The 23,320-nt window shown below is 70.4% G+C and carries 21 protein-coding genes; 14 read left to right on the top strand and 7 right to left on the bottom strand.

The window, feature by feature from the left end:
- Positions 1-34: 34 nt before the first annotated feature.
- Positions 35-1,312 (top strand): DUF4032 domain-containing protein, encoded by a 1,278-nt coding sequence (locus tag DVS28_RS19050; RefSeq protein ID WP_114592879.1) that lies wholly within the window; start codon positions 35-37, stop codon positions 1,310-1,312.
- Between the two features lie 24 nt (positions 1,313-1,336).
- Here the strand turns inward: DVS28_RS19050 and DVS28_RS19045 are convergent, their stop codons facing one another.
- A complete protein-coding gene (locus tag DVS28_RS19045) occupies positions 1,337-1,597 on the bottom strand; it encodes a helix-turn-helix domain-containing protein (protein ID WP_114592878.1) in 261 nt (86 codons plus the stop codon).
- Between the two features lie 228 nt (positions 1,598-1,825).
- On the opposite strand from DVS28_RS19045, the gene DVS28_RS19040 reads away from it, so the two are divergent.
- The 8 genes from DVS28_RS19040 to ppk1 all read left to right on the top strand — a co-directional run bounded on the left by DVS28_RS19040 (position 1,826) and on the right by ppk1 (position 11,400).
- Positions 1,826-2,569 (top strand): SGNH/GDSL hydrolase family protein, encoded by a 744-nt coding sequence (locus tag DVS28_RS19040; protein ID WP_114592877.1) that lies wholly within the window; start codon positions 1,826-1,828, stop codon positions 2,567-2,569.
- 151 nt (positions 2,570-2,720) lie between these two features.
- Complete coding sequence (locus DVS28_RS19035; RefSeq protein WP_164710766.1) at positions 2,721-3,392, top strand: hypothetical protein; 672 nt, start codon at positions 2,721-2,723, stop codon at positions 3,390-3,392.
- Between the two features lie 87 nt (positions 3,393-3,479).
- Positions 3,480-4,397, top strand: coding sequence for a GGDEF domain-containing response regulator (locus tag DVS28_RS19030; RefSeq protein ID WP_114592875.1), 918 nt, complete (start codon positions 3,480-3,482; stop codon positions 4,395-4,397).
- A 101-nt stretch (positions 4,398-4,498) separates the two neighbouring features.
- On the top strand, positions 4,499-6,634 hold the full coding sequence (locus DVS28_RS19025; protein ID WP_164710765.1) for a CHASE domain-containing protein: 2,136 nt from the start codon (positions 4,499-4,501) through the stop codon (positions 6,632-6,634).
- Positions 6,631-7,074, top strand: coding sequence for a response regulator (locus DVS28_RS19020; RefSeq protein ID WP_114592873.1), 444 nt, complete (start codon positions 6,631-6,633; stop codon positions 7,072-7,074). Before DVS28_RS19025 ends, DVS28_RS19020 begins: the two co-directional genes overlap by 4 nt.
- A 33-nt stretch (positions 7,075-7,107) precedes the next feature.
- Positions 7,108-7,908: an enoyl-CoA hydratase/isomerase family protein gene (locus DVS28_RS19015; protein WP_114592872.1), complete on the top strand. Its 801-nt coding sequence runs from the start codon at positions 7,108-7,110 to the stop codon at positions 7,906-7,908.
- Between the two features lie 62 nt (positions 7,909-7,970).
- The gene (gene glpX, locus DVS28_RS19010; RefSeq protein ID WP_114592871.1) at positions 7,971-8,954 is read left to right on the top strand and encodes a class II fructose-bisphosphatase; all 984 of its coding nucleotides are present in this window, start codon (positions 7,971-7,973) and stop codon (positions 8,952-8,954) included.
- Between the two features lie 376 nt (positions 8,955-9,330).
- Complete coding sequence (gene ppk1, locus DVS28_RS19005) at positions 9,331-11,400, top strand: polyphosphate kinase 1 (protein ID WP_164710764.1); 2,070 nt, start codon at positions 9,331-9,333, stop codon at positions 11,398-11,400.
- 3 nt (positions 11,401-11,403) lie between these two features.
- On the opposite strand, the gene DVS28_RS19000 is transcribed toward ppk1, so the two are convergent.
- Positions 11,404-12,345 carry an alpha/beta fold hydrolase gene (locus DVS28_RS19000; RefSeq protein ID WP_114592869.1) on the bottom strand — a complete coding sequence of 314 codons (942 nt, stop codon included), beginning with the start codon at positions 12,343-12,345 and terminating at the stop codon, positions 11,404-11,406.
- A gap of 96 nt (positions 12,346-12,441) precedes the next feature.
- Here DVS28_RS19000 and DVS28_RS18995 point away from each other — a divergent pair, with 96 nt between their 5' ends.
- A complete protein-coding gene (locus tag DVS28_RS18995; protein WP_114592868.1) occupies positions 12,442-13,590 on the top strand; it encodes an aminotransferase class V-fold PLP-dependent enzyme in 1,149 nt (382 codons plus the stop codon).
- 61 nt (positions 13,591-13,651) lie between these two features.
- Here the strand turns inward: DVS28_RS18995 and DVS28_RS18990 are convergent, their stop codons facing one another.
- Positions 13,652-14,404, bottom strand: a complete 753-nt coding sequence (locus tag DVS28_RS18990) for a phosphate signaling complex PhoU family protein (protein ID WP_164710763.1) — start codon at positions 14,402-14,404, stop codon at positions 13,652-13,654.
- Positions 14,405-14,554: 150 nt separating this feature from the next.
- Between DVS28_RS18990 and DVS28_RS18985 the strand changes: the two genes are divergently transcribed.
- The 4 genes from DVS28_RS18985 to nth all read left to right on the top strand — a co-directional run bounded on the left by DVS28_RS18985 (position 14,555) and on the right by nth (position 18,945).
- The gene (locus DVS28_RS18985) at positions 14,555-15,238 is read left to right on the top strand and encodes a response regulator (RefSeq protein WP_114592866.1); all 684 of its coding nucleotides are present in this window, start codon (positions 14,555-14,557) and stop codon (positions 15,236-15,238) included.
- A 27-nt stretch (positions 15,239-15,265) separates the two neighbouring features.
- Positions 15,266-16,591: a sensor histidine kinase gene (locus DVS28_RS18980; protein WP_114592865.1), complete on the top strand. Its 1,326-nt coding sequence runs from the start codon at positions 15,266-15,268 to the stop codon at positions 16,589-16,591.
- Between the two features lie 138 nt (positions 16,592-16,729).
- A complete protein-coding gene (locus tag DVS28_RS18975) occupies positions 16,730-18,139 on the top strand; it encodes a choice-of-anchor B family protein (protein ID WP_114592864.1) in 1,410 nt (469 codons plus the stop codon).
- Positions 18,140-18,183: 44 nt separating this feature from the next.
- The gene (gene nth / locus DVS28_RS18970) at positions 18,184-18,945 is read left to right on the top strand and encodes an endonuclease III (protein WP_114592863.1); all 762 of its coding nucleotides are present in this window, start codon (positions 18,184-18,186) and stop codon (positions 18,943-18,945) included.
- A 7-nt stretch (positions 18,946-18,952) separates the two neighbouring features.
- Here nth and DVS28_RS18965 read toward each other — a convergent pair whose 3' ends face one another.
- From DVS28_RS18965 to DVS28_RS18950, 4 genes are read right to left on the bottom strand one after another with little or no spacing between them, the layout of a single operon-like run.
- Positions 18,953-19,600, bottom strand: a complete 648-nt coding sequence (locus tag DVS28_RS18965; protein ID WP_114592862.1) for a hypothetical protein — start codon at positions 19,598-19,600, stop codon at positions 18,953-18,955.
- Complete coding sequence (locus DVS28_RS18960; protein WP_114592861.1) at positions 19,597-21,105, bottom strand: TrkH family potassium uptake protein; 1,509 nt, start codon at positions 21,103-21,105, stop codon at positions 19,597-19,599. Before DVS28_RS18960 ends, DVS28_RS18965 begins: the two co-directional genes overlap by 4 nt.
- Positions 21,102-21,818 carry a hypothetical protein gene (locus DVS28_RS18955; RefSeq protein WP_114592860.1) on the bottom strand — a complete coding sequence of 239 codons (717 nt, stop codon included), beginning with the start codon at positions 21,816-21,818 and terminating at the stop codon, positions 21,102-21,104. The genes DVS28_RS18960 and DVS28_RS18955 overlap by 4 nt, the downstream gene beginning before the upstream one ends.
- Positions 21,815-23,320, bottom strand: coding sequence for a TrkH family potassium uptake protein (locus DVS28_RS18950; protein WP_114592859.1), 1,506 nt, complete (start codon positions 23,318-23,320; stop codon positions 21,815-21,817). Before DVS28_RS18950 ends, DVS28_RS18955 begins: the two co-directional genes overlap by 4 nt.

The following is a 23,320-nucleotide window of genomic DNA, read 5'->3' as shown; positions in this document are numbered from 1 at the left end:
GGTTCACCGCCCGTTCGGCTAGGCTCAGGAGGTCATGACTGCACGCAGCTGGCGACTCCTCGCCCGCCGGAGCGAACCGTTCCTGCTGACGCAGCCATGGACGCTGCCCCTGGAGTCGTGGGATCAGGCCTCGTTCGTGGAGGTCGCACGCGGAACCCATCGCCACGTCGTGCGGTTCCTCGTCGTCGGCGACGGGATCTACGCCCTCAAGGAGCTGCCCGGGGACATCGCCCGGCGGGAGTACCGGCTGCTCCGCGAGATGGCGGCCGACGGGCTGCCCGTCGTGGACGTGATCGGCGTGGTCCAGCGCGACGAGCTCGACGACATCCTGGTGACCCGCTACCTGGACTACAGCCTGCCCTATCGCCACCTGTTCCTGACCCGTTGGGGCCAGGAGGACCGGCGGCGGGTCCTGGGCCGCGCGGTCGGGGAGCGGCTGCTCGATGCCCTGTCACTGCTGATGGTCCGCATGCACCTCGCCGGCTACTTCTGGGGCGACTGTTCGTTGAACAACACGCTGCTCAAGCGTGACGCGGGCGCGCTGGCGGCCTACGTCGTGGACATGGAGACCGGCGAACGCCACGCCTCGTTGTCCGACGGCCAGCGGTTGGTCGACCTCGAGATCGCCGAGACCAACATCGCCGGTGGCCTCATGGACGTGCAGGCCGAGCTCGGGGTCGAGGAGGGGCTCGACCCGCTGGAGACCGCCGAGGGGCTGCGGACACGCTACGACGCGCTGTGGGAGGAGCTGAACCGCGACGAGGTCGTGGGCACCGACGAGCGGTACCTGATCGACGAACGCATCCGTCGCCTCAACGACCTCGGGTTCCACGTCGACGAGGTCGAGGTGGTCCCGCTGGAGGGCAGCGAGCGCGGGAAGCTGCGGTTGCGCACGTCGGTCACCGAGCAGGGCCACCACTCCCGGCGGTTGACCGACCTGACCGGCATCCGCGCCCAGGAGGGGCAGGCGCGGGCGTTGCTCAACGACCTCGCGAGCTTTCGGTCGTGGGTCGAGTCCACGACCGGACATCAGCTGCCGACCAGCGCTGCGGCCTTCCGTTGGCTCACCGAGGTCTTCGAACCGACGGTCCAGGCCATCCCCGACACCCTCCAGGGCAAGCTGGAACCGGTCGAGGTCTTCATCGAGATCCTCCGGCACAAGTGGATCCTGTCGGAGGAGGAGGGGCAGGACGTCGGCATGGAGCTTGCGGTGGCGAGCTACCTGGACACCGTCCTGCCCGAGGCGCCCGACGAGAAGGTCATCGCTGTCAGCGAGGAGGACCTGGACACCGGGTTCATCGGCTACGGCTGACCCGATGCCACCGCCGGCCGGGCGTCAGCTGGCACGCGGGACGTGCTGCTGCTCCACGTAGGCCCGCACGTCGGCGACCGGGATGCGCCAGGACCGACCGATCTTGCTGGCGCCGATCCGCCGGCTGCTGATCAAGCGGTAGACCGTCATCTCCGAGACCCGCAGGTAGTCCGCGACCTCGGTCACGGTCAGCAGCGATCCCAGGTCTGCGGACTGCGTCAGCGGCGTGTGTCCGGTGGCCAGGTCGTGAACGGAGGCGGTCGAGTCGGTGGGGGAAGCGTGCATGTCTGGTGTCTCCTGTGGTGAACGTGTGTTCTGATCACATGGAACACCATGGGTGTGACATCGGGGGGCAGGGGCCCCACGAAACCCCGGGAACAAGGCCCGTCGGGGCGACCGCGGCCGGGCCTGCTCGGGGGTGTCGTGGGGTGGATGCGGGGCGATCCTACCGGTTCTTGACCGAACGATCAATCAATAGGTCTGGCGGGTGTCCGATGCCATACTTCCGTCCCGATGAGCTACCGCAGATTCGTCGCCGTCGGTGACTCGCTGACCGAGGGCAAGGGCGATACCTACCCCAACGGGGAGCTTCGTGGCTTCGCCGACATGATCTCCCACGGGTTGCGGTTCGCTGCGCCCGAGGCGATGTACGCCAACCTCGCGCGGCCCAGCGTGCGGGCCCACGAGGTGCGCAGGGACCAGGTGCCGCAGGCCGTCGCCATGGCTCCCGACCTCGTCACGGCCGTGGCCGGCATCAACGATGCGATCGCGCTGGCCTTTCCGCGCCGGCGCGTCCACGACGAGATCCTCGCGTTGTTCGGGGACCTCCGTCGGGCGCTGCCCGACGCGACCATCGTCACCTGCACCCTCCCCGACCTCGGCCACCTCAGCGCGGTGGCCCGTGTGTGGCGCGGTCGCGTGCACGTCCTCAACGACGCCGCGCGCGACGCGGCGCGAGCCCACGGCCTGGTCCTGGTCGACCTCGAGGACGACCTCCCGATGACCGCCGACGAGCTGGCGCTGGATCGGGTGCATCCCTCGCCCCTCGGCCACCTCCGCTTCGCCCGACGGTTCGCGCAGGCGCTCGACGTCCCCGAACCCGACCCGAGCTACCTGGCGCGACGTCCGCGGGCCGAACGCCTCTACCGCTTGTACCGGACCGCCGTCGTGGCCCCCCGCTTCATCACCAAGCGCGTGGCCCGGGACACCCTCATCGCCGGACAGCCGCCCAAACGGCCGCAGCTGGAGCATGTCTGAGCGAAACGGTGACGGCTCGGGAAACGCCGAACGAACACCGTCGACCCGAGCAGGAACCACCGGGGTCGGCGGCGAACCCCTGAGGTGGCACCAACGGTGCCCGGCTGACGGTCCCGCCCCGTCGTGCCGAGCCGAAGCGGAAAGGGTTGCTGTGCACGCGCGTCTCGACGAGGGGATGTGGGCCGTCCATCGGGACGGCGCGGTCCACCTCGGCATCCTCGAGGGTGACCTCCGCGCAGGTTGGCATGCCCGCTTCGGGACGATCCCCGCCGAGGACCTGGGGATCGTCGCCGCGTACCTGAACACCGCCGGGTCCTGGACCAACGGCCGGACCCGGATCCGGGCCGCCAAGGGCATGGCCTGCATCCACCTCGCCGACGGCCCCGTTCGCCTGCTGCACCAGCACGCCGCGGCGCGCCTGCAGGTCCTCTGCACGATCGTCGACCGAGGTGCGGCGCTGCCCCACACGGCCCCGGCGCAACCCGCCCGGGTGACGCCTCGGCGGGGCGGACTCGCCATCGATGTCGCGGTCGTCGGCCATCCCCTCGCCGACGGCGCGGTGACCGCCGACCCCCAAGGGGGCGTCAGGATGTCGGTCCCGACGTCCGCGGGTCCGCTGGAGCTGCTGCTGCCCGCGCTGCCGCTCCTCGTCGCTGCCGCGGAGGCGACCAACGACGACATGGCGCTGCGCCTGTGGGGCACCGACATCGTCGGCGCCGATGTCGTCGTGCAGGTGCCGGCCGACACCGCTCGAGCGGCGGCCGCGGAAGCGCAGTGGCTGCTGCCGGGGTTCGCCCGACGGTTCGGCGAGCACGCAGTCTGAGGGCGGAGCGCAACTGGCGAGACCGTCCGTCGGAAGTGACCGGCCGGTCCGACTCAGCTCCGTGTGGTGGCGGCCGATCGTGGGGGCATGCATCGACGCCATCTGCACGTCCTCGTCGTCGAGGACAGCGACGCCGACGCCGTCGTCGTGCGGGAACGGCTGACCGAGGCTGCGCTTGTCGACGTCCGGGTGGAGCGTGTGGCAAGCCTGGGGCAGGCGGTGTCGGCGCTGGGGCAGACGGCCTTCGATGCGGTGATCTACGACATGGGGCTGCCGGACGCCCAGGGGCTTCCCGGTTTCCGTGAGCTCGCCCTGGCCGCCCCCGACACCCCGATCGTCATCCTCACCGGCAACGACGATGCGGAGCTGGCCAGCACGGCCCTCGCCGAACGTGCGCAGGAGTTCCTGCCCAAGCAGATGATGGACTCCCCGTGGTTGCTGCGGGCCGTCCAGCACGCTATCGAGCGGCACCGGCTGCTGGTGGAGGTCGAGTCACTGGCGCTGGAGGACCCCGTCACCGGGCTGTACAACCGGCGCGGCCTCGACTTCCTCGGGCGCCAGCACCTGCGGCACGCCGACCGCACCGGGTCGCCGGTGACGCTGCTGTACCTCGACCTCGACGCGTTCAAGGCCATCAACGACGCGCATGGCCATGCCTACGGCGACCAGGTGCTCCGGGCGGTCGCCGAAGCGCTCTCCAGCTGCTGCCGGGACGTCGACATCGCGGCTCGTGTCGGCGGCGACGAGTTCGCCCTCCTCGTGGTGGGCGACCAGTCGGGTGCCGGATCCTCCATCGCCGAACGGGTGGGCACCGCCATCGACGGCTTGGTCGACCGGGGGCTCGTCCCGATGGACTTCGGCGTCAGCATCGGTACCGCCCAACGCCCCGGCGGCGACCGGCGGATGGACCTCGACCACCTGCTCCGGATCGCCGACCTCGACATGTACCGCGACAAGGCTGCCCGCCGTGTCAGCAGGTCGACGCAGGCAGTGCTTCGGCCGTGAGCACGGTTCGCGTTCCCCCCATGCCCGGCGCCGGTGTCGAGGGGGCACCGGGGCCGGGAGGGACTCCACGGCGTCCCGGTCCCCCTCCGGCCGGCGCAGGTGTGCGCAGTCCCGTGCCGGCCTGCCTGGCCATCCTCGCGGGGGTCATGGCCTTCGGGCTGCTCCTGACGGGCCTCCTCGCGGGCGCAGTTGGTGCCGACCGACGCCGCGACGACAACGAACGCGTCTCTGCGGCGGCCGCACGCGTCGCGCAGGAAGTCCAGCACCGGATGGGGGCAGAGGTCTCCAGCCTCCAGGCGCTGCGCAACGAGATGATGCTGGACTGGCCGATCGACGTGGCGTCGTTCCACCGCCGCCTGGACCTGCACACCGCCGAGTCGCTGTTCGACAGCGTCGCCGCGATCGAGTTCAGCCGTGCGGTACCCGAGGAGGCACTCGAGCAGTTCGTCGGCCGCCGGGCGGTCGACCCATCGCGCGCCTCGCTGGGCTATCCCGCGCTCGACCTGCGGCTGGACGACGCCGACCTGCACTTCCTGATCGACTACGTCTATCCGGTCGAGGGCAACGAGGCGGCCTACGGCCTGGACCTCCTGCTCGTCCCCGGTCGCAGCGAGGTCACGGTTGCGGCGAGGGACACCGGCCTGCCGTCCGTCACCGCCCCGTTGGACCTGGTCCAGGGCGGCCGGGCGGTCATCGTCGACGTGCCGGTCTACGACACCGAGTCCGTCCCGACGACGCTCGAGGCGCGTCGTGACGCCTTCGTCGGTGTCGCCGTCGTCGTGATCCGGATCGAAGACCTCCTCGGCCCCGCCCTCGACGGCGAACCCGACGTCCTCGTCACCGTGACCGATGTCACCGGGACTGACGTCACCGGGACTGGTGTCACCTCCTCCGAGGACCGCATCGTGGTCGCCGATGCCGTGTCGGACCCGGCCCTCGACGGTTCGGGACACGAGGTCGAGATCGCGGTGGCCGACCGCGTGTGGGTCGTCCGCACGATGCTCGCCCCCGGTGCCCGTGCCAGCGGGACCTCACCGTCGGCGGTCTGGGGCGTCGGCACCCTCGTGACGCTCGTCGTGGCCCTCGCGGCGGCGATGATGGAGCGCTCGCGCCGGCGGACCCGGGCGGCGGCGCTGGAGGTGGCCGAGGCCACGCGGGAGATCCAGACGATCCTGGCCGCCTTCCCCGACATGCACTTCCGCGTGGCTGGCGACGGGACCCTGCTCGGCTTCCACCAGGGCGGCAACGGGCCGGGCCTGCTCACCGAGGCCGACATCGGTCGACCCATCGCCGACCTGCTCCCGACCCAGGTCCTCGAGCGGGCCATGACCGCGCACGTTGCTGCACGGATGTCGTCGGAGCCCGTGTCCTTCGAGCCCCCGATGGTCGTCGCGGGCGAGCCCAGGACCTTCCACGTCCGGCTCTCGCGGCTGGATCACGACGAGGTCGCGGTGTCGGTACGGGACATCAGCGAGCTGGCCGACGCCCGACGCGAGCTGTCCCAGCTCAACGCCGAGCTCGAGCAGCGCATCGTCGAACGAACCGTCGAGCTCGAGCGCACCAACGCCGAGCTCGAGCAGTTCGCCTACCTCGCCTCCCACGACCTGCAGGAACCGCTGCGGCACGTCTCGATGTTCGTCGAACGCCTGCAGACCCGCTACGGCGACGTCCTCGACGAACGCGGCCAGCAGTACCTCGGCTTCGTGACCGACGGCACCACCCGGATGCGCGCCATGATCCAGGCGCTGCTGGAGTACTCCCGGATCGGCCGCTCGGCCCTGGACATCGAACCGGTCGACGTCGACGACCTCGTCGCCGATGTCGTTGCCTCCATGGGCACCACGGTCGCCGAGGCCGGGGCGAGGATCGAGTGCCGCACCGGACTGGTCGTGGCCACCGATGCGGCGCTGCTGCGCCGGGTCGTGCAGAACCTGGTCTCCAACGCCATCCGCTACGGCCACCCCGACCGGCCCCCTGTCGTGACCATCACCGCCAACCGCGTGGGCGCGACGTGGACCTGCACGGTGGCCGACAACGGCATCGGCATCGACGACCGCTTCGCCGAACGTGCCTTCGACATGTTCGAACGGCTCGGTTCGACCAGGACCGACAGCACCGGCATCGGCCTCGCGATCTGTCGTCGCTGCGTGGAGCTGCTCGGCGGCGTCATCGACGTCGAACGCGGTGTCGAGACGGGGACCCGGATCACCTTCAGCCTCCAGGAGCCGCAGGCATGACCAACGACCAACCCTTCAGGGTCCTGCTCGTCGACGACAGCCGCGCGGACGTCGTTTTCATCAGCGAGTCCATGCAGGACGTCGGCTTCGAGGCCGAGCTCGAGGTGGCCACCGACGGTCGCGCGGCGCTGGAGCGGCTGCAGGCGGTCGAGAAGGCCGCGGATCAACGTCCCGACCTGATCCTCCTCGACCTGAACCTGCCCTACATCGGTGGACTGGAGCTGCTGACCTACATCAAGGCCAGCGACGTCCTGGTCGAGGTGCCCGTGATCGTCCTCAGCACCTCCGACGCGCCTGCCGACATCGCCGCGGCGTATCGCGGGCATGCCAGCAGCTACGTGGTCAAGCCGTCCGATGCCTCGGAGTACGACCGCTTGACCGATGTGCTCCGGCAGTACTGGACGACCGTGGTCCGGCTGCCGAGCCCCGTGCGGGTCTGACCTGCCGGCGGGGAGGTCGTAGCCTCCTCCTCCATGCCGCTCGTCAACACCACCGACCGTCCCGTCGCCGCGTCCTCCGCTGAGGAGGTGCCCGAGCGGGTGATCCGCGTGCTGGAGCTCGACCGGCCGGACGCCCGCAACGCCATGAGCACCGCGCTGTTGGGACAGCTGCTGGACGCGGTCACCGATGCCCGTGAGGACGACGGTGTTGCGGCGATCGTCCTGACCGGGGCGGCCGGACACTTCTCCGGTGGCGCCGATCTCAAGGAGCCCATGGACCGGGCGGGGCAGGTCCGCCGGATGGAGCTGTTCGGGATGGTCTACGAGGCCGTGGCGACCTGTCCGAAGGCCACCGTGGCCGGCATCAACGGGTCGTGCGTGGGCGGGGGAGTGGAGGTGGCCGCCGCCTGCGACATCCGCGTTGCCGACGACACGGCGCGGTTCCGGTTCCCCGGCGCATCGCTGGGCTTTCCCGTCGGCCCCGCCAAGCTGGTCGGGCTCGTCGGGCTGGGCACGGCCAAGGACCTGGTGCTGACCTCACGGATGATCGACGCCGTCGAAGCCCACCGGATCGGCCTGGTCCAGCGGCTGGTCGACACCGATCCGCTGGAGGCCGCGGTGGAGGTGGCAACCGCGATCGCGGGCAACCACCCCCACGCCGTCACCTACCTCAAGGCCCAGTTCGATCGGTTCTCGGGCCTCGGGGACCGGGTGGCCGCGGAGAACGATGCGCTGCACGCGCTGGCCGAGGCTGGCGGTGACTTCACCGCACTGAACGCGCCCAACCCCAAGACGACGTCGGGCTGGTCGGCGGTGGCCTGGAAACACCGGTAGCCGTCCGCGAACCGGCCGGCGGGGCACTCGGGATCGGCCCGGGAGTTGGGTAGCCTGCCCCCATGACCACCAAGCCGGATCGCAACCTCGCCCTCGAACTCGTCCGTGCCACCGAGGCGGCAGCCATCGCCGCCGGCCGCTGGATGGGTCGCAACAACAAGGAGGCCGGCGACCAGGCCGCGGTCGACGCGATGCGCCAGCTGCTGGACACCGTCGACATGGACGGCGTCGTGGTCATCGGCGAGGGCGAGAAGGACGAGGCGCCCATGCTGTTCAACGGCGAGGAGGTCGGGTCCGGCAACGGCCCCCAGACCGACATCGCCGTGGACCCGATCGACGGCACGCGCCTGCTGGCCCAGGGGCGGCCGGGTTCGCTGGCGGTCCTTGCAATGGCGCCGCGAGGCACGATGTTCAACCCCGGCCCGATGGTCTACATGAACAAGTGGATCGTCGGCGCGGACGCCAAGGGTGCGGTCGACATCGACGCGCCGATCAAGGACAACCTGGCCCGGATCGCCAAGGCCAAGGGCAAGGCCGTCAACGACCTGACGGTGATGATGCTGGACCGCGACCGGCACGCCGGGATGGCCCAGGACGTCCGTGACGCCGGCGCCCGCCTGCGGCTGATCATGGACGGCGACGTTGCCGGTGGCCTGCTCGCGGCCATGCCGGACAAGGCCGTCGACGTGCTGATCGGCATCGGCGGCACCCCCGAGGGCGTCACCACTGCCTGCGCGATCCGCGCGCTGGACGGCGAGATGCTCGGCCGGCTCTGGGCCCGCAACGACGAGGAGACCGTGGCCGCCAACGAGCAGGGCTACGACCTCGACGAGGTCCTGACCACCGAGCGCCTGGTCTCCAGCCAGGACACCTTCTTCGTCTGCACCGGGGTGACCACGGGCGACCTGGTCCCCGGCGTCAACTACACCGGTTCCGGCGTCACCACCGACTCGCTGTGCATGCGCGGCAAGTCCGGCACGGTCCGCTACATCCGCGCGATCCACACGGTGGAGAAGCTCCGGGAGCTTGGCGCCGAAGGCGCCTGAGGTGTAGAGCGCCGAAGGCGCCTGAGGTGTAGAGCGCCGAAGGCGCCTGAGGTGTAGAGCGCCGAAGGCGCCTGAGGTGTAGAGCGCCGAAGGCACCTGAGGGTTCAGGCGGATGGAATCGCCTCACGCGGTGGATGGATTCGCCTCACGTGATGGCGCAGAACCGCGCGTTCATGGGCTCGCTCCGATGGAATCGCCTCGGGGCCCGACGGTCTGGGGCGAATCCGGAGGCGATTCCATCCGTGGTGGGGGTGTCGCGCGGCGGTGACGTTCCGTGGTGGGGTGTGCCGTGGGGGCGGTGTGGCCTCTGGGGGGCGGGCTGGGCGGCTGTCGGACCGGTCACCCGGCGTTCACCGAGGTGTGTCAGGCTGCGTGTGTGAACGACCACCTCGACCCGCTTGCCCCCTTCCCGCCCGCGCCCGAGGGGGCCCGCTACGGGGATCGTGAGCTGACACAGCTGGCCTTCAACGCCCGTGTGCTCGCCCTCGCCCTGGATCCCTCGCAGCCGCTGCTGGAACGGGTCAAGTTCTGCGCGATCTACTCCGGCAACACCGACGAGTGGATCCAGAAGCGCCTCGACCTGCTCCGGCAGGACGCCGACCTGGGCGAGGACGCGCGCGGGTGGCTCAGCGCCAACGGACAGCTGGCTGCCATCAGGGCGATCCTGGCCGACGTGGCTCGCCGCCAGGGACGGATCCTCGAGGAGGTCCTGACGCCGGAGCTGGAGAAGGAGGGCATCGCGCTGGTCCACCACGCCTTGCTCGACGACGAGGCGAAGGCGCACTGCACGGCGGTGTTCGAGGAGCGGATGTACCCGATCCTCACGCCGCTGGCGATCGACCCCGGCCGGCCGTTCCCGCACATCTCCACCCTGTCGATGAACCTCGCGGTCCGCCTGCGGCTGGCCGACGGGGGAGCCTCCCTCGCCCGGGTGAAGATCCCCCACCAGCTGCCGCGCTTCGTGGCCATCCCACCCGACCCCGACGGGCGCCTGCAGTTCGTCCCCACCGAGCAGGTCATCGCCGCCCACCTGCCGCGACTGTTCCCCTCCGTCGACGTCCTGGAGCACGGCATGTTCCGGGTCACCCGGCATGCCCACGGCGCCTTCGCGGAGGAAGAGGCCGAGGACCTGCTGGAGACCATCGAGTCCGGCCTGCTGGAACGTCGCTTCGGCAAGGTCGTGCGCATCGAGGTCGCGGCGGACTGCCCGGACGACCTGCTGGCGCCCTTCATGGCCGAGATGGACGTCGACGACGACGCCGTCGTCAGGATCGACGGGCTGCTCGACCACGGTGGCCTGTGGCAGCTGTACGGCCTGGACCGGCCGGACCTCAAGGACGCCAAGTGGACGCCCCGCGTTCCTGCCTCCATCGGGCGAGGGGAGGAGATGTGGTCGCGCATCCGGGCCGGCGACATCCTCGTGCACCACCCCTACGAGTCGTTCGAGCAGACCACCCAGGCGTTCATCGAGCAGGCGGCCGACGACCCCAAGGTCGTGGCGATCAAGCTGACGATCTACCGCACGACCGGGACCGACAGCCCCATCGTCGCCGCCCTGATCAGGGCCGCGGAGGCGGGCAAGCAGACCGTCGCCCTCGTCGAGCTCAAGGCACGGTTCGACGAGGAGGCCAACATCCGCCGGGCTCGCAACCTGGAATCCGCTGGCGTGCACGTCGTCTACGGGCTGATCGGCCTGAAGACCCACACCAAGACCTGCCTCGTCGTGCGGGAGGAGAACGGCCGGCTGCGTCGCTACGCCCACATCGGCACGGGCAACTACAACCCGGCGACCGCGGGCATCTACGAGGACCTGGGCGTGTTCACCACTCGCCCCGACGTCGGCGGCGACCTGTCCCACCTGTTCAACATGTTGACCGGCTACTCCGCGACGGACTCCTACGACACCCTGCTGGTGGCACCCCGCACCATGCGCGAGGGCCTCCTGCAGCGCATACGCAACGAGATCGCCGCCGGACCCGACGGCCGCATCGTGATCAAGTGCAACAACCTCGTGGACCGGGAGATCATCGACGCGCTGTACGAGGCATCGGGGGCGGGTGTCGAGGTCGACCTGATCGTCCGGTCGATGTGTGCGGTCCTCCCGGGCATCCCCGGCCTGAGCGAGCGCATCCGGGTGCGGTCGGTGATCGGCCGGTTCCTCGAGCACTCCCGCATCTTCCGCTTCGGCACCCCCGATCGTGGCATGGACTACCTGATCGGATCGGCCGACATGATGTCGCGCAACCTCGACCGACGGGTCGAGGCGATCGTGCCCATCACCGATCCGGGCAACCGGGCCCGCCTCCAGGAGATCCTCGACGTGCTGCTGGCCGACGAGTCATCGGCCTGGGTCCTCGACCCGGCGGGTCGATGGCGTCACGAGCAGGGCGACCCCTCGACGGCCACCCACGAGGTCCTCCAGCGGGCAGCCGTCAAGCGGCACTGACGGTCAGCCGCGGGGGTCCGCCGGGTGGTGGCGCTGCAGGTGGCGCAGCACCGCACGGTTGACCTCGGTGGAGGCCTCCAGGATCGCCGCGTGGGTGGTGTCGGGGACGACGAACAGCTCGGACCGGGGTAGCTGCGCCGACATCCGCTTGGCGGTCCGCAGCGGGGTGAACGGGTCGTCGGACCCGGCCACGAGCAGGGTCGGGTGGTCCAGCTCGTAAAGGAGGTCGCCGGGGTCGTGACGGTGCATCGCCCGAAGGACCGCGGTGAAGTAGTCCCCCGACAGCTGCGCGGCGTGGTCGCTGTAGGACTGCAGCACATCGGCGGGGGTCAGGGGGCCGAACGCGGTGCTGGCCCGCGCCAGGGGGAGGAAGGGCAGCGTGCGCCAGACCGTGCGGTAGACCGCGGTCCCCATCGGCTCGCGCAGCAGGTGCAGCGCCCGGAGCACGGTGCTGACCATCGGGTGGGCCAACCAGCCGGCGCCGTACAGGTCGCGGAAGGGGGACCGGTCGGCCGCGGTCACGCCGACCATCGACCGGACACGGGCGGGGATGCGGCGGGCCACCTCGACCATCACCTGTCCGCCCATGGAGTGGCCGACCAGCGACACCTCGTCGACTCCCGCAGCGTGGAGGACGTCGAGCACGTCCTCGGCGAATCGCTCGACGGTCAGGCCGCCGGGGTCGATACCGGTCCGTGGAAGGCCGGACGTGGCGATGCCGCGGTAGTGCAGCAGCACGACGCGGTACCCGGCGTCCGCCAGCGCCGGGGCCATGTCGTGCCACCACGTGTCGGCGCAGAGGAAGCCCGACAGCAGCGCCACGGTCGGCCGGCCGTTGCCACCCCGCTCGGGCAACGTGGTCCAGCGGATGTTCGCCCCGTCCGCGGTGGTCGTCGAACGATCCTTGGGCCAGTACACGCCGGGGGAGAGCTGGGGTCGAGCCATGGACGGGCACTGTGCCACGGGACCACATGGCTGCGGAAACAACGCCGTCGGTGCCAAGCCTCACGACTGCCGGTCGATTCTCGTATCGTTCGGCGCATGGTGGCTACCCCCCTGACCGACGCCGAGGTCGCGAGCTGGCGCGAGCGGTTCCCGATCCTGTCGACGCAGACGTACCTGATCAACAACTCCCTGGGGGCGATGCCGGACACCGTCCCGGCATCGCTGCAGGCGTTCACCGACGCCTGGGCCACCGAGGGCGTGGAGGCGTGGCGCACCACGTGGCTGCCCGAGGTCCGGCGCGTCGCCGACCTGCTCGGGTCGCTGATGGGTGCGCCGGAGGGCACCGTGACGGTGCACCAGAACGTCGCCTCGCTGATGGCCATCGTGGTCAGCGGCATCGACTGGGGCGCCCGCGACACCGTCGTCATCTCCGAAATCGACTGGCCGAGCCACCACCACCTGCTCGAGCAGCACCGCCGCTCGAAGGTCCGTGTCGTCGACGAACCGGAGGGGGCCATCGGCATCGACGCCGACCGGTTCTGCGCCAACATCGACGAGCGCACGGCGCTGGTCGTCGTCAGCCACGTCATCTTCCGGACCAGCGCCATCGTGGACGTGCAGAAGATCATCGCACGGGCTCGCGAGATGGGGGCCGTCGTCCTCGTCGACGGCTACCACGCCATGGGTCACATGCCGGTGGACGTCATGTCGCTCGGCTGCGACTTCTACGTCGGCGGCAGCGTGAAGTGGCTGTGCGGCGGCCCCGGGGTCGGCTACATGTACGTCAGCCCCGGCATGCGTGAGCGCTGGCGTCCGTGGATGGTCGGCTGGCTGGGCCACGACGATCCGTTCGGGTTCGCCAACGAGTGGGAGCCGGCCCCCGGCGCGCTCGGCTGGATGGGCGGCACACCGTCGATCCCTGCGCTCTACAGCGCGCGGGCCGGCTACGAGATCATCGCCGAGGTGGGGACCGACCGGATCCGTGCGACGCACGAGGTGCTGACGAGCCACCTCGTCGCCGCGGCTCGCGGCCACGGGTTCACCGTCAACTCCCCCCTGACCGTCGAGCACCGCGCGGGCGGCGTCACCCTCTCCCTCGGGGATCGGACCGCCGCCGCAGCGGAACGCCTGATCGCGGAGGGCATCGTCGTGGACTACCGCCCCGGCGGCGGCATCCGCGTCGGTGCCCACTTCTTCAACACGATCGAGGAGCTGGATCGGCTGATCCAGGCGATGCGGAAGTAGCTCGGCCTGCGGCCGAAGGCGGAAGTAGCTCTGCCTGCGAGGCCGAAGGCGGCGCCGATCGTCAGCCGCGGGCGGCGCGGGGTGGGCGGCGTTCGCCGGTGGTGATCCACTGGCCCTTCTCCGCGATGCCGACCCCGTGGTCGCCGATGCGTTCGAGGTGGCGGGCGACCTGGATCATCATGATCGCCCACTCCGTGGCGCCCGAGCCCTCGCCGGCGTGGACCATGAGCCGGCCGATCAGCCCGTCACGAAGCCGGTCGAGCCGATCCTCGACCTCACCCATCCGCTCCACGCCACGCGGGTCACGACGGCTGAACAGGTCGAGGGCGGTACGCACGGCCCGCTCGGCACCGAGGGCCATCTCGCGGACCTGGGCGGTCAGGTCGTCGGGGCCCCAGCCACGCAGGCCGGGGGTCAGCTTGGCGATGTTGACGGTGTAGTCGCCGATGCGTTCCACGCTGCGGGCCAACGACAGGAGGCTCAGCAGCAGGCGGAGCTCGTCGGCGATGGGGGCCTGGCGCGTGATGAGGCTGTGCACCACGTCCTCGGCCTCGTGGGTGCCGAGGTCGATGGCGTCGTCACGGCTGACGATCCGGGCCGCCTCCTCGGTGTCGCCGGACAGCAGCGCATCGGTGGCAGGGACGATCATTCCCTCGACGGCCCGGCCCAGGCGGAGCAGGTCGTCCTCCACGTGCAGCAACGCGACGTGGTAGTCGACTCGCAGCATGCCCATGGCTCGGATGGTCCTCTCCTCGACGCTCTGCTCGGCGCGGTCGCCGTGGTCGGGCTCCGCAGGGTGGTCGGGGGTGGTCATACCCCGATCTTGCACGACCGAGTCTTCACCGGCAGGCTGGCGCAGACGCTGAACACGGTTGGACAGGAACATGAACCCCCCATGAAATCGCCTGACCAGCGGGCTGCGAACAAGCTCGTGCCCCATCAGGGCGCCTACCCTCGCGGAACGATGCCCAAAATCATGGTGGTCGAAGACGAACCCGCAATCGTCGATGCGTTGGAGTACGGCTTGTCCGCCGAAGGCTTCGAGGTGGTGTCTGCCATGGACGGCAAGGCCTCCATGGAGATGTTCGACCGCGAACGGCCCGACCTGGTCCTGCTGGACCTGATGCTGCCCGGCATGCCGGGCACGGAGGTCTGCAAACAGCTGCGCAGCTCCTCGGCCGTGCCGATCATCATGCTGACAGCCAAGGACTCGGAGATCGACAAGGTCGTCGGGCTCGAGCTCGGTGCCGACGACTACGTCACCAAGCCCTTCTCGATGCGCGAGCTGGCCGCACGGGTCCGCGCGGTCCTGCGTCGTGGGGCCGACTGGGACCTGCCCGACATGGGCGCGCCGCTGGAGGTCCAGGCCGTCCGCATCGATCCCGAGCGACACGAGGTGTCGGTTCGCGGCGAGCTCGTGGACCTCCCGCCCAAGGAGTTCGCGCTGCTCGAGCTGCTGGTCCGCAACGCCGGCCGGGTCATGACGCGTGACCTCATCATCGACCGGGTCTGGGGTGCGGACTACGTCGGGGACACCAAGACCCTCGACGTGCACATCAAGCGCATCCGCGGTCGCATCGAGAACGATCCGCGCAACCCCGAGCTGATCGTCACGGTCCGAGGGGTCGGGTACAAGTTCACCGACTGACTCCTCGGCTCGGGGGACGATAGCGGCATGCTGCGTCGCACTCGCTACCTCCTGCCGCTGGCGATGATGCTGGCCGCCCTGATCGGGGCGGCCGGCCGTTCTGTCGTGTGGTGGCTCGTGCCGCTGCTCGGCCTTGCCGGGCTCGGGCTGGACGCGTTGCTGCTGCGGATCTCCGAGGAACGACTCCGGGGCGTGGCCGACCAGGTCGTGAAGTTCGCCTCCGACGTGGAGCGGCCTCAGACCCTCACCGCCGAGGGCGGCCGCGAGTGGCAGCGCTTGGTCCAGGCGCTCAACGACGTGGCGACCGTGCTGCGTGACCGCTTCGAGGCGCTTCGCGACGAACGCGAGCGGGTGCAGCGCGTCCTCGACGCCATCCCCGCCTCGGTCATGTTGTTCACCGATGGTGTCCTGGCCTACGCCAACCCCGCCGCGACCGCGATGTTCGCGCTTCCCGAGGACATGGTCGACCTGACGCCCATGCGCGCCCTGGGGGTGGCGGGCCTGGCCGAGGCGGTGCGGGAGGTGCTGGAGACCGATCGCGTCGTCGATGTGGCGGTGACCCGCAACGGGCGCGAGCTGGTGGCCAACCTCAGCCGTATCGCGACCAACGAGGTGGCGGTGATCGTGACCGACCTGACCGACATCCGCCGTGTCGAGGACATGCGTCGCGACTTCGTGGCCAACGCGTCGCACGAACTGAAGACGCCCGTCACCGGCATGCAGGCGCTGGCCGACTCCCTGCAGATGGCCATGGAGCGCGACCCCGAGCGGGCGCGGACCATGGCGGAGCGGATCCAGCGGGAGGCCACCCGGCTGGCCCAGCTCGTCCGGGACCTGCTGGACCTGACGCGCCTGGAGGAGGGGGCGGACGGCCGCGGGCAACGACGGGTCGACGTCACCGCGTTAGCCGAGGCGCAGGTCGAACGCGCCCGCGAGACCGCCGAGCGACGCGGCATCCTGCTGGACTTCGACGCCTCGCCCGAGGCCAGCGTGATCGGCTACCCCGAGGACCTCAAGGTCATCATCGGCAACCTCGTCCTCAACGCCATCCAGTACAACCGCGACAACGGCCGGGTGGAGGTGACGGTTCGACGGCGAGGGTCGGATGTGATGGTGCGCGTCACCGACACGGGCATCGGCATCCCCGAGGTCGATCAGGACCGGGTGTTCGAGCGCTTCTACCGGGTCGACAAGGCACGCAGCCGGGCTGCCGGCGGCACGGGCCTGGGCCTGGCGCTCGTGCGGCACGCGGTCGAGCGGCACAAGGGCAAGGTGCGGGTGGCCAGCGTCCTGGGCGAGGGATCGACGTTCACGGTCATGTTGCCCGTCGACGGCGGGACCTCCGAGGGCTGATCGTCCACTGACGGCGACGATGCCGGACGGGTCGTCGGCGTCGTCACGAACGGTGCAGGAGTTCCCTCGGTCGCTGGCGAATGCAACGGCGACGACCGACGTCTCCCCGACGTCGACCGACCGCCAAGGATTTTCCCCGTGTCGCGTACCAACACCATCCTCTGTGCCCTGCTCCTGCTGGGCACCCTCGCGTTCGCCAACCCGCTGCAGGCCATGTGGTCCGTCGCGGAGCTGCGCGAGCACGACCACAAGTCCGCTGCCATGCAGGGCACGCCCTCGCAGGTCCTCGCCGGCGTGACCCAGCCGCTGGGCGCCGCGCAGTGCGCCAACGGACAGGCAGAGGTCGGCGGCATCGCCTTCGACTGCTCCGATGTGGACCTGCTGGCGTTCGTGCCGGTCGCTGCGCTCGGCCAGGAGAGCTACGGCTCGGCGGAGAGGCGGATCGAGGGCAGCGACGTGTGGGGCTGGACGTCGCCGTCGACCGGGGACGAGTACGTGCTGATGGGCAAGACCAACGCCACGGCCTTCTTCCGCATCGTCACCGACGACGCCACCGGCCTGCCGACGCTGGAGAACCTCGGCGAGCTGCCCAACCCGGCGACCTCGTTCAGCGTGTGGAAGGACATCAAGGTCCGGGGCAACCACGCCTACATCGTGGCCGAGGCCTCCGCGCACGGCATGCAGGTCTTCGACCTGACCACCCTCGACGGGCTCGACGAGGCCCCCGACCGTCGCCACACCGCCGCGGCCCACTACCGCGACGCGTCCAACACCTCCCACAACATCGTGATCAACCCCGACACCGACTGGGCCTACATCGTGGGCGGCACCTCGGGGAACACCGTCAACGACGTCCTGTGCGGTCGCGGTGGCCTGCACTTCGTCGACATCACCGACCCGGCCGCCCCCGCCTCCGCTGGCTGCTCGGCCCTGGACCTGTACGTCCACGACGCGCAGTGCGTCACCTACCACGGCCCGGACACGCGCTTCACCGGTCGCGAGCTGTGCTTCAACGCCGCCGAGCAGTGGGTCTCCGTCGTCGACGTGACCGACAAGAACGCCCCCGTGCGACTGGGCGTGTTCCCCTACACCCGGTCCAGCTACGTCCACCAGGGCTGGCTGACGGAGGACCACCGCTTCTTCCTCCTCGGCGACGAGACCGACGAGCAGCGGTTCGGGTTCAACACCCGCACGATGATCTTCGACTTCGAGGACCTCACCTCGCCGCAGCTGCCGGTGGAGTACTTCGGCCCGACCACCGCGATCGACCACAACATGTACACACGCGACGGCCTGCTGTACCAGTCCAACTACGCCGCGGGCCTGCGCATCCTCGACACCGAGGGGCTCTACGACGGCGGCACCCTGTCGGAGATCGCCCACTTCGACGTCTTCCCCGACCACGACAACGCCAGCTTCGTCGGGACCTGGTCGAACTACCCGTACTTCGAGGACGGGGTCGTGGCCGTCAACGCCTACGACGGGCTGTTCCTCCTGCAGGTCGACGCGACGCTCCTGGCCAACGAGGCGTTCACGCCCGGCGAGTGAGGGGTGGAGTGACGCAGGGGTGGTGCCGGTAGGCTGCCCGGCCGATGCCTGACTCCACCGACGCCACCACCTCCGTGCCCTCGACGGGCCGTCCGCTCGACCGCGACAGCGGCAAGACGTTGCGGGCGCCCGTCATCGTCGAACGCCTGATGGAGGCCTACGAGGGTGGCGTCATCGAGCTGGACCACACCAGCCCTTTCGAGCTGCTGATCGCCACGGTGATGTCGGCGCAGTCGACGGACAAGAAGATCAACGAGATCACCAAGACGCTGTTCGTGAAGTACCGCACCCCCGAGGACTACCTGTCGGTCCCCGAGGAGGAGCTGCAGACCGACATCAAGTCCTCGGGCTTCTACCGGCAGAAGACCAAGTCGATCCGGGGTATCTGCCAGGCGCTGATCGAGGACTTCGACGGCGAAGTGCCCCTGCGGATGGCCGACCTGGTCACCCTGCCCGGGGTGGCCCGCAAGACGGCAAACGTCGTCCTTGCCGGGTCGGCGCCCGAGGCGTTGCTGGAGGACCCCGACGCGGGCATCGCCGTCGACACCCACGTGACCCGGCTGTCCAAGCGGTTCGGCTTCACCCGCAACGACGACGCGGTCAAGATCGAGAAGGACCTGATGCGGCTGTTCCCGCGGCAGCAGTACGGCCCGGCCAGCCTCGTCATCATCCTGCACGGTCGTCGGGTCTGCGACGCGCTGCGTCCCAGGTGCGGCAGCTGCGTGGTCGAGGACCTCTGCCCCTCCTCGCTGATCGCGGGCCGGCGGGACAAGGCCAAGCAGGCACGGGCCGTCGGCACCGACTGAGCCGCGGTCAGTAGCGGAGCTGCCAACGACGACGGCCGATCAGGCCCCACACCCCGCCCGCGGCGACCAGGAGCGTGCCGGTCGCGACCGGCAGCGTCCCCAGCGGCAGCTCGGCCACCGTCCGGCCGCGCTCGAGCACCGTCATCTCCTCTGCGATCACCGCCGGACCGCCCTGGTCCTCCGCGGCGGTCGTGTGGAAGATGCCGACGACCTCGACCAGGTCGCCCCAGCGGTCCGGGCCGCCCAGCACGGAGGGGTTGCGCCCAGCAGGCAACAGGACGGCCACGCCGCTGTTGGTCCCGAGCGGTCGGCCATGTGCCGACAGGGGCCCGGCCGTCGCATAGGCGTCGTCGTTGACCTGGACCCAGCGACGATCGCCACGGCCCAGCAGGTCGCCCACCGCCTCGCCCACGACGACGACCCGACGTCCGTCGAACCGTTCGGGGCAGCCGTGCAGCGTGCCGCTGGACACCGGCACCGGCTCGACCAGCGCCACCGCCGATGCGCAGGTCCGGGCGGCGACACCGCCTCCTCGCAGCAGCGGGTCCCCCGGCGAGGGTCGGACCGCCCCCGCCGCGATGGCAAGGCCCCCCGCGGCGGCGAGGCAGGCCAGCAGGATCACCAGCCCCTGCAGGCGGGTCGGGACGCGGGTCATCGCCTGCCCCGCAGCATCGAGTGCACGTAGCCCATCAGCGCGAGCGCGGAGATGAACTCCAGCCGGCCCAGGTACATCTGCCCGACGTAGGTGGCCATCAGCGGGGCCGGCATCGTCGGCGACGTGATGCCGACGCTCAGGCCCACCCCGGCGGCCGCCGACGTGGACTCGAACAGCGACTCCTCCAGCGGGTAGCCGTAGAACAGGCCGACGGCGGTACCCGAGAGGTAGAGCGCCCCGAACAGCAGCAGCACCATCGTGGCGGCCCGGGCGACGTCCGGGTTGAGGACGTGGGTGGTCAGGTGGTGGTAGCGGCTGACCACGACGGCGTCGCGGGGCAGGGCGACCTGCCGGGCGACCCGGGCCAGCTGCTTGCCGACCAGCCCCAGGCGGATGGCCTTGATGCCCCCGGTGGTCGACCCCGACATCCCACCGATGGTCATGGCGAGGATCAGCGCGCCGGGTGCCAGGACGCCCCAGGCGCTGGAGAACAGCGTCCCGGGCACGGACGCGAACCCGGCGCCGCTGTGGGCGCTGACCATCTGGAACAGCCCACGCCGGAGGGTGGCCACGAAGTCCTCGTGGACGAGCTCGGTGACGAGGCCGGCGAACATCATCGTCGAGAGCAGCGTGAAGCTGATGGCCAGCACCCTGGTCTCCAGGTTGCGTCGCATCTCCCGGGCGTCGCCCTGCCACAGGCGATAGTGCAGGGCGAAGCTGAGCGCGCCGGCCACCATGAGGACGATCAGCACTCCCTCGACCGCGGCGGAGTGGTAGTAGCCGACCGAGCTGGACCGGGGTGCGAACCCGCCGGTGTCGAACGCGGCGAAGAACAAGTTGGTGGCGTGGAAGGCGGCCGACCCCGGCGCCATGCCGTCGGCGATCAGCGCCAGCGTCAGCGCCGACCCGCCGATGACGAAGTAGACCAGCGAGGCGCGCCAGATGAACCGGGCCGTCCGACGGACGTTGGGCAGGATCTTGTCCTCACGGGCCTCACCGGCGTACATGCCGACCGCGCCACCGCCCCCGGCGAAGAAGGTCAGCACGACGAGGATGATCCCCTGGCCGCCCAGGAACTGCATCAGGTGGCGCCACAGGTTCAGCGCGTCGGGCAGGTGGTCGAGGTCGTTGAGGACCGACAGGCCGGCGCACGTCAGCGCCGACATGGCGTCGAAGTAGGCGTGCAGGAAGGTCGGGAAGTACCCGGAGGCGTACAGCGGCAGCGCGCACACCAACGGCGCAACGAGCCACGACAGGCCAGCGGCGACCATGCCCTCGCCCCAGCTGACGTCGTCCACCGCAGGCAGCAGCAGCTCGGCGATCCCGCTGAGCAGCAGGCCGAGCGCGGCGCCGAACACCATGACGGCGGCAGCGTCGCGTTCGCCGTTGACCAGGCCGAACAGCGCCGGGAGCAGCATGGCGAGGGAGACGACCGCCACCACCCGGGCGACCAGCTGTGCGATCGTGGCGAGGTCGCCGAGGTCGGGTCTGAGGGTGAGCGTCACCGCTCGCGCCGGCGTCGCTCGATCACCACGATCGTCAGCGCCCCGAGGGCCGCCACGAGGGCCACGGCCGGTCGGGCCGGGGCGTCGGGAACGTCGAAGGGTTCACCGCGTCGCAGGATCCGCATCGTCTCCACGTGCAGGATCGCCACCTCCGCGGTCTCGGGATCGACGCGGCGGAACTCCGCGACCACCTCGACCAGGTCGCCACGTTGGGTGGCACCGCCCACGTTGTCGATGCGGGCGGCCTGGTCGCGGGTCATGCGGACACCGATGCCGGCGTTGCCGCCGCGGAAGTCCCGGTGGGTGGGCAGCGGTCCCACGCCGTCGGCGTAGACGTCGTCGTTGAGCTGCACCCAGGCGCCGTCACGACGCTCCAGGACCGCGCCGACGACCTCGCCGACGTACCGGACGCGACGACCGTCCCACGTGGCCGGGCAGTCGTACAGCTCGTTGGAGTTGACCAGCTGGGGAAGCTCGGGGGCGGCCACGACGACCGGACGGTCCGCGCCCTCGCGACCGGCCGGCAGCTCGCACGGCACGTCCTCGCGCAGCGGGTCGATCTCCTCGGTCAGCTCCGGTGTCTGCACACCCGCGGCCGGGTGGTCGTGTCGCAGCGCCTCCCCGAGGCCGACCATCGCCGCGACGGCCGCGAGCGCGACGAGCACCCACAGCGCAACCTCGCGGCGGGGTGTCGGGCGGTACTCCTCGTTCACACCTTGCCCCTGACGACGGACACGGCGTAGCCGATCAGGGCGAAGACGGCGATGAACTCGAGGCGGCCCACCACCATCTGGGCGATGTAGACCAGCTTGAGGGGGGTCTCCAGGTCGGGCCTGACGATGCCGATGCTGAGGCCCCCCGAGGACGCAGCGGCGGTGGACTCGAACAGGCTGAGCTCCAGCGGGTAGCCGTAGAACAACCCGACGAGCGCGCCGACGAGGTACAGGCCGAGCCAGAGCAGCAGCAGGAGCGCGGCGTCGCGGACCTGCGGGCCCTGGACGATCTTGCGCACCCCGGCGTGATAGGTCTCCATGACGACGGCGTTCTCGGGCAGCAGCACCCGGCGGACGTCGGCCTTGAGGCCCTTGAGCACCACGCCGAGGCGGATGCCCTTGATGCCGCCAGCCGTGGAACCGGCCATGCCCCCGATGGCCATCGCCGCCACGATCGAGGCCGGTGCCAACGCACCCCAGTCGGTGACGAACAGGCGGCCGGGCACGGTGGCGAGCCCCGTCGTCGTGTGGGCGCTGACGACCTGGAACAGCGTGTGCCGGTACAGCTCGAAGAACCCGGTGAAGGTCTCGGTGCGGGCCAGTCCGAGGGCGGCGATCGCCAGGAGCAGCAGCGTGGACAGGAAGACGGTGCGGGTCTCGGTGTTGGCCAGCAGCTCCCGGCGTCGTCCCTGCCACAGCTGGTAGTGCAGGGCGAAGCTGAAGGCCCCGGCGGTCATGATGACCAGCAGCACCGTCTCGACGAGCTGCGAGCGGTAGAAGGCGACGCTGGAGGACTGGGTGGAGAACCCGCCGGTGTCGAAGGCCGCCATGAACAGGTTGACGCCGTGGTAGAGGCCCTCGCCGACCCCGAGCCCGGCCGCGATGAGCGCCGCCCACAGCACCCCGGTGCCGATGACGCCGTAGACCAGCGCGACCCGCCAGATGAACCGCGCCGTCCGCACGATGTTGGGCAGGATGACGTCCTCGCGCCCCTCGCCGGAGTACAGCGTCCCGAGGCGTGCCGCGCCGGAGGAGAACGCCGTCAGGACGATGACGACGATGCCCTGGCCGCCGATGAACTGCATGAGGTGGCGCCACAGGTTGACGCTACGGGACATGTGGTCCAGGTCGTTGGCCAGCGTCAACCCGATGGTGGCGAACCCCGACATCGCCTCGAAGTAGGCATCCAGGTAGCTGACGTAGTGCCCGCTGAGGACCAGGGGCAGGGCACCGAAGAGCGGCACCACCAGCCAGGAGGACGCCACGGATGCCAGCGCATGGGAGGTGTTCAGCGGTCGCCTGGTCTGCAGGAACATCTCCGAGAGGCGCCCGATGCCGATCGCCAGGGAGGCGGCGAGCACGAAGCTCCACGCGTCCATGCGTTCCCCGAAGGCAACGGCCACGGCCGCCGGCACGAGCATGGCGAGGCCCACCCCGTACACCACGCGTGAGGTGTAGAGCAGGATCAGCCGGAAGTCACCGGCGTCGGGCCTGATCAGCAC

The organism is Euzebya pacifica (assembly GCF_003344865.1).
GTDB lineage: Bacteria > Actinomycetota > Nitriliruptoria > Euzebyales > Euzebyaceae > Euzebya > Euzebya pacifica.
Note: the sequence above shows the minus strand (reverse complement) of the source record. Positions and strands in the feature narration are given on the sequence as shown.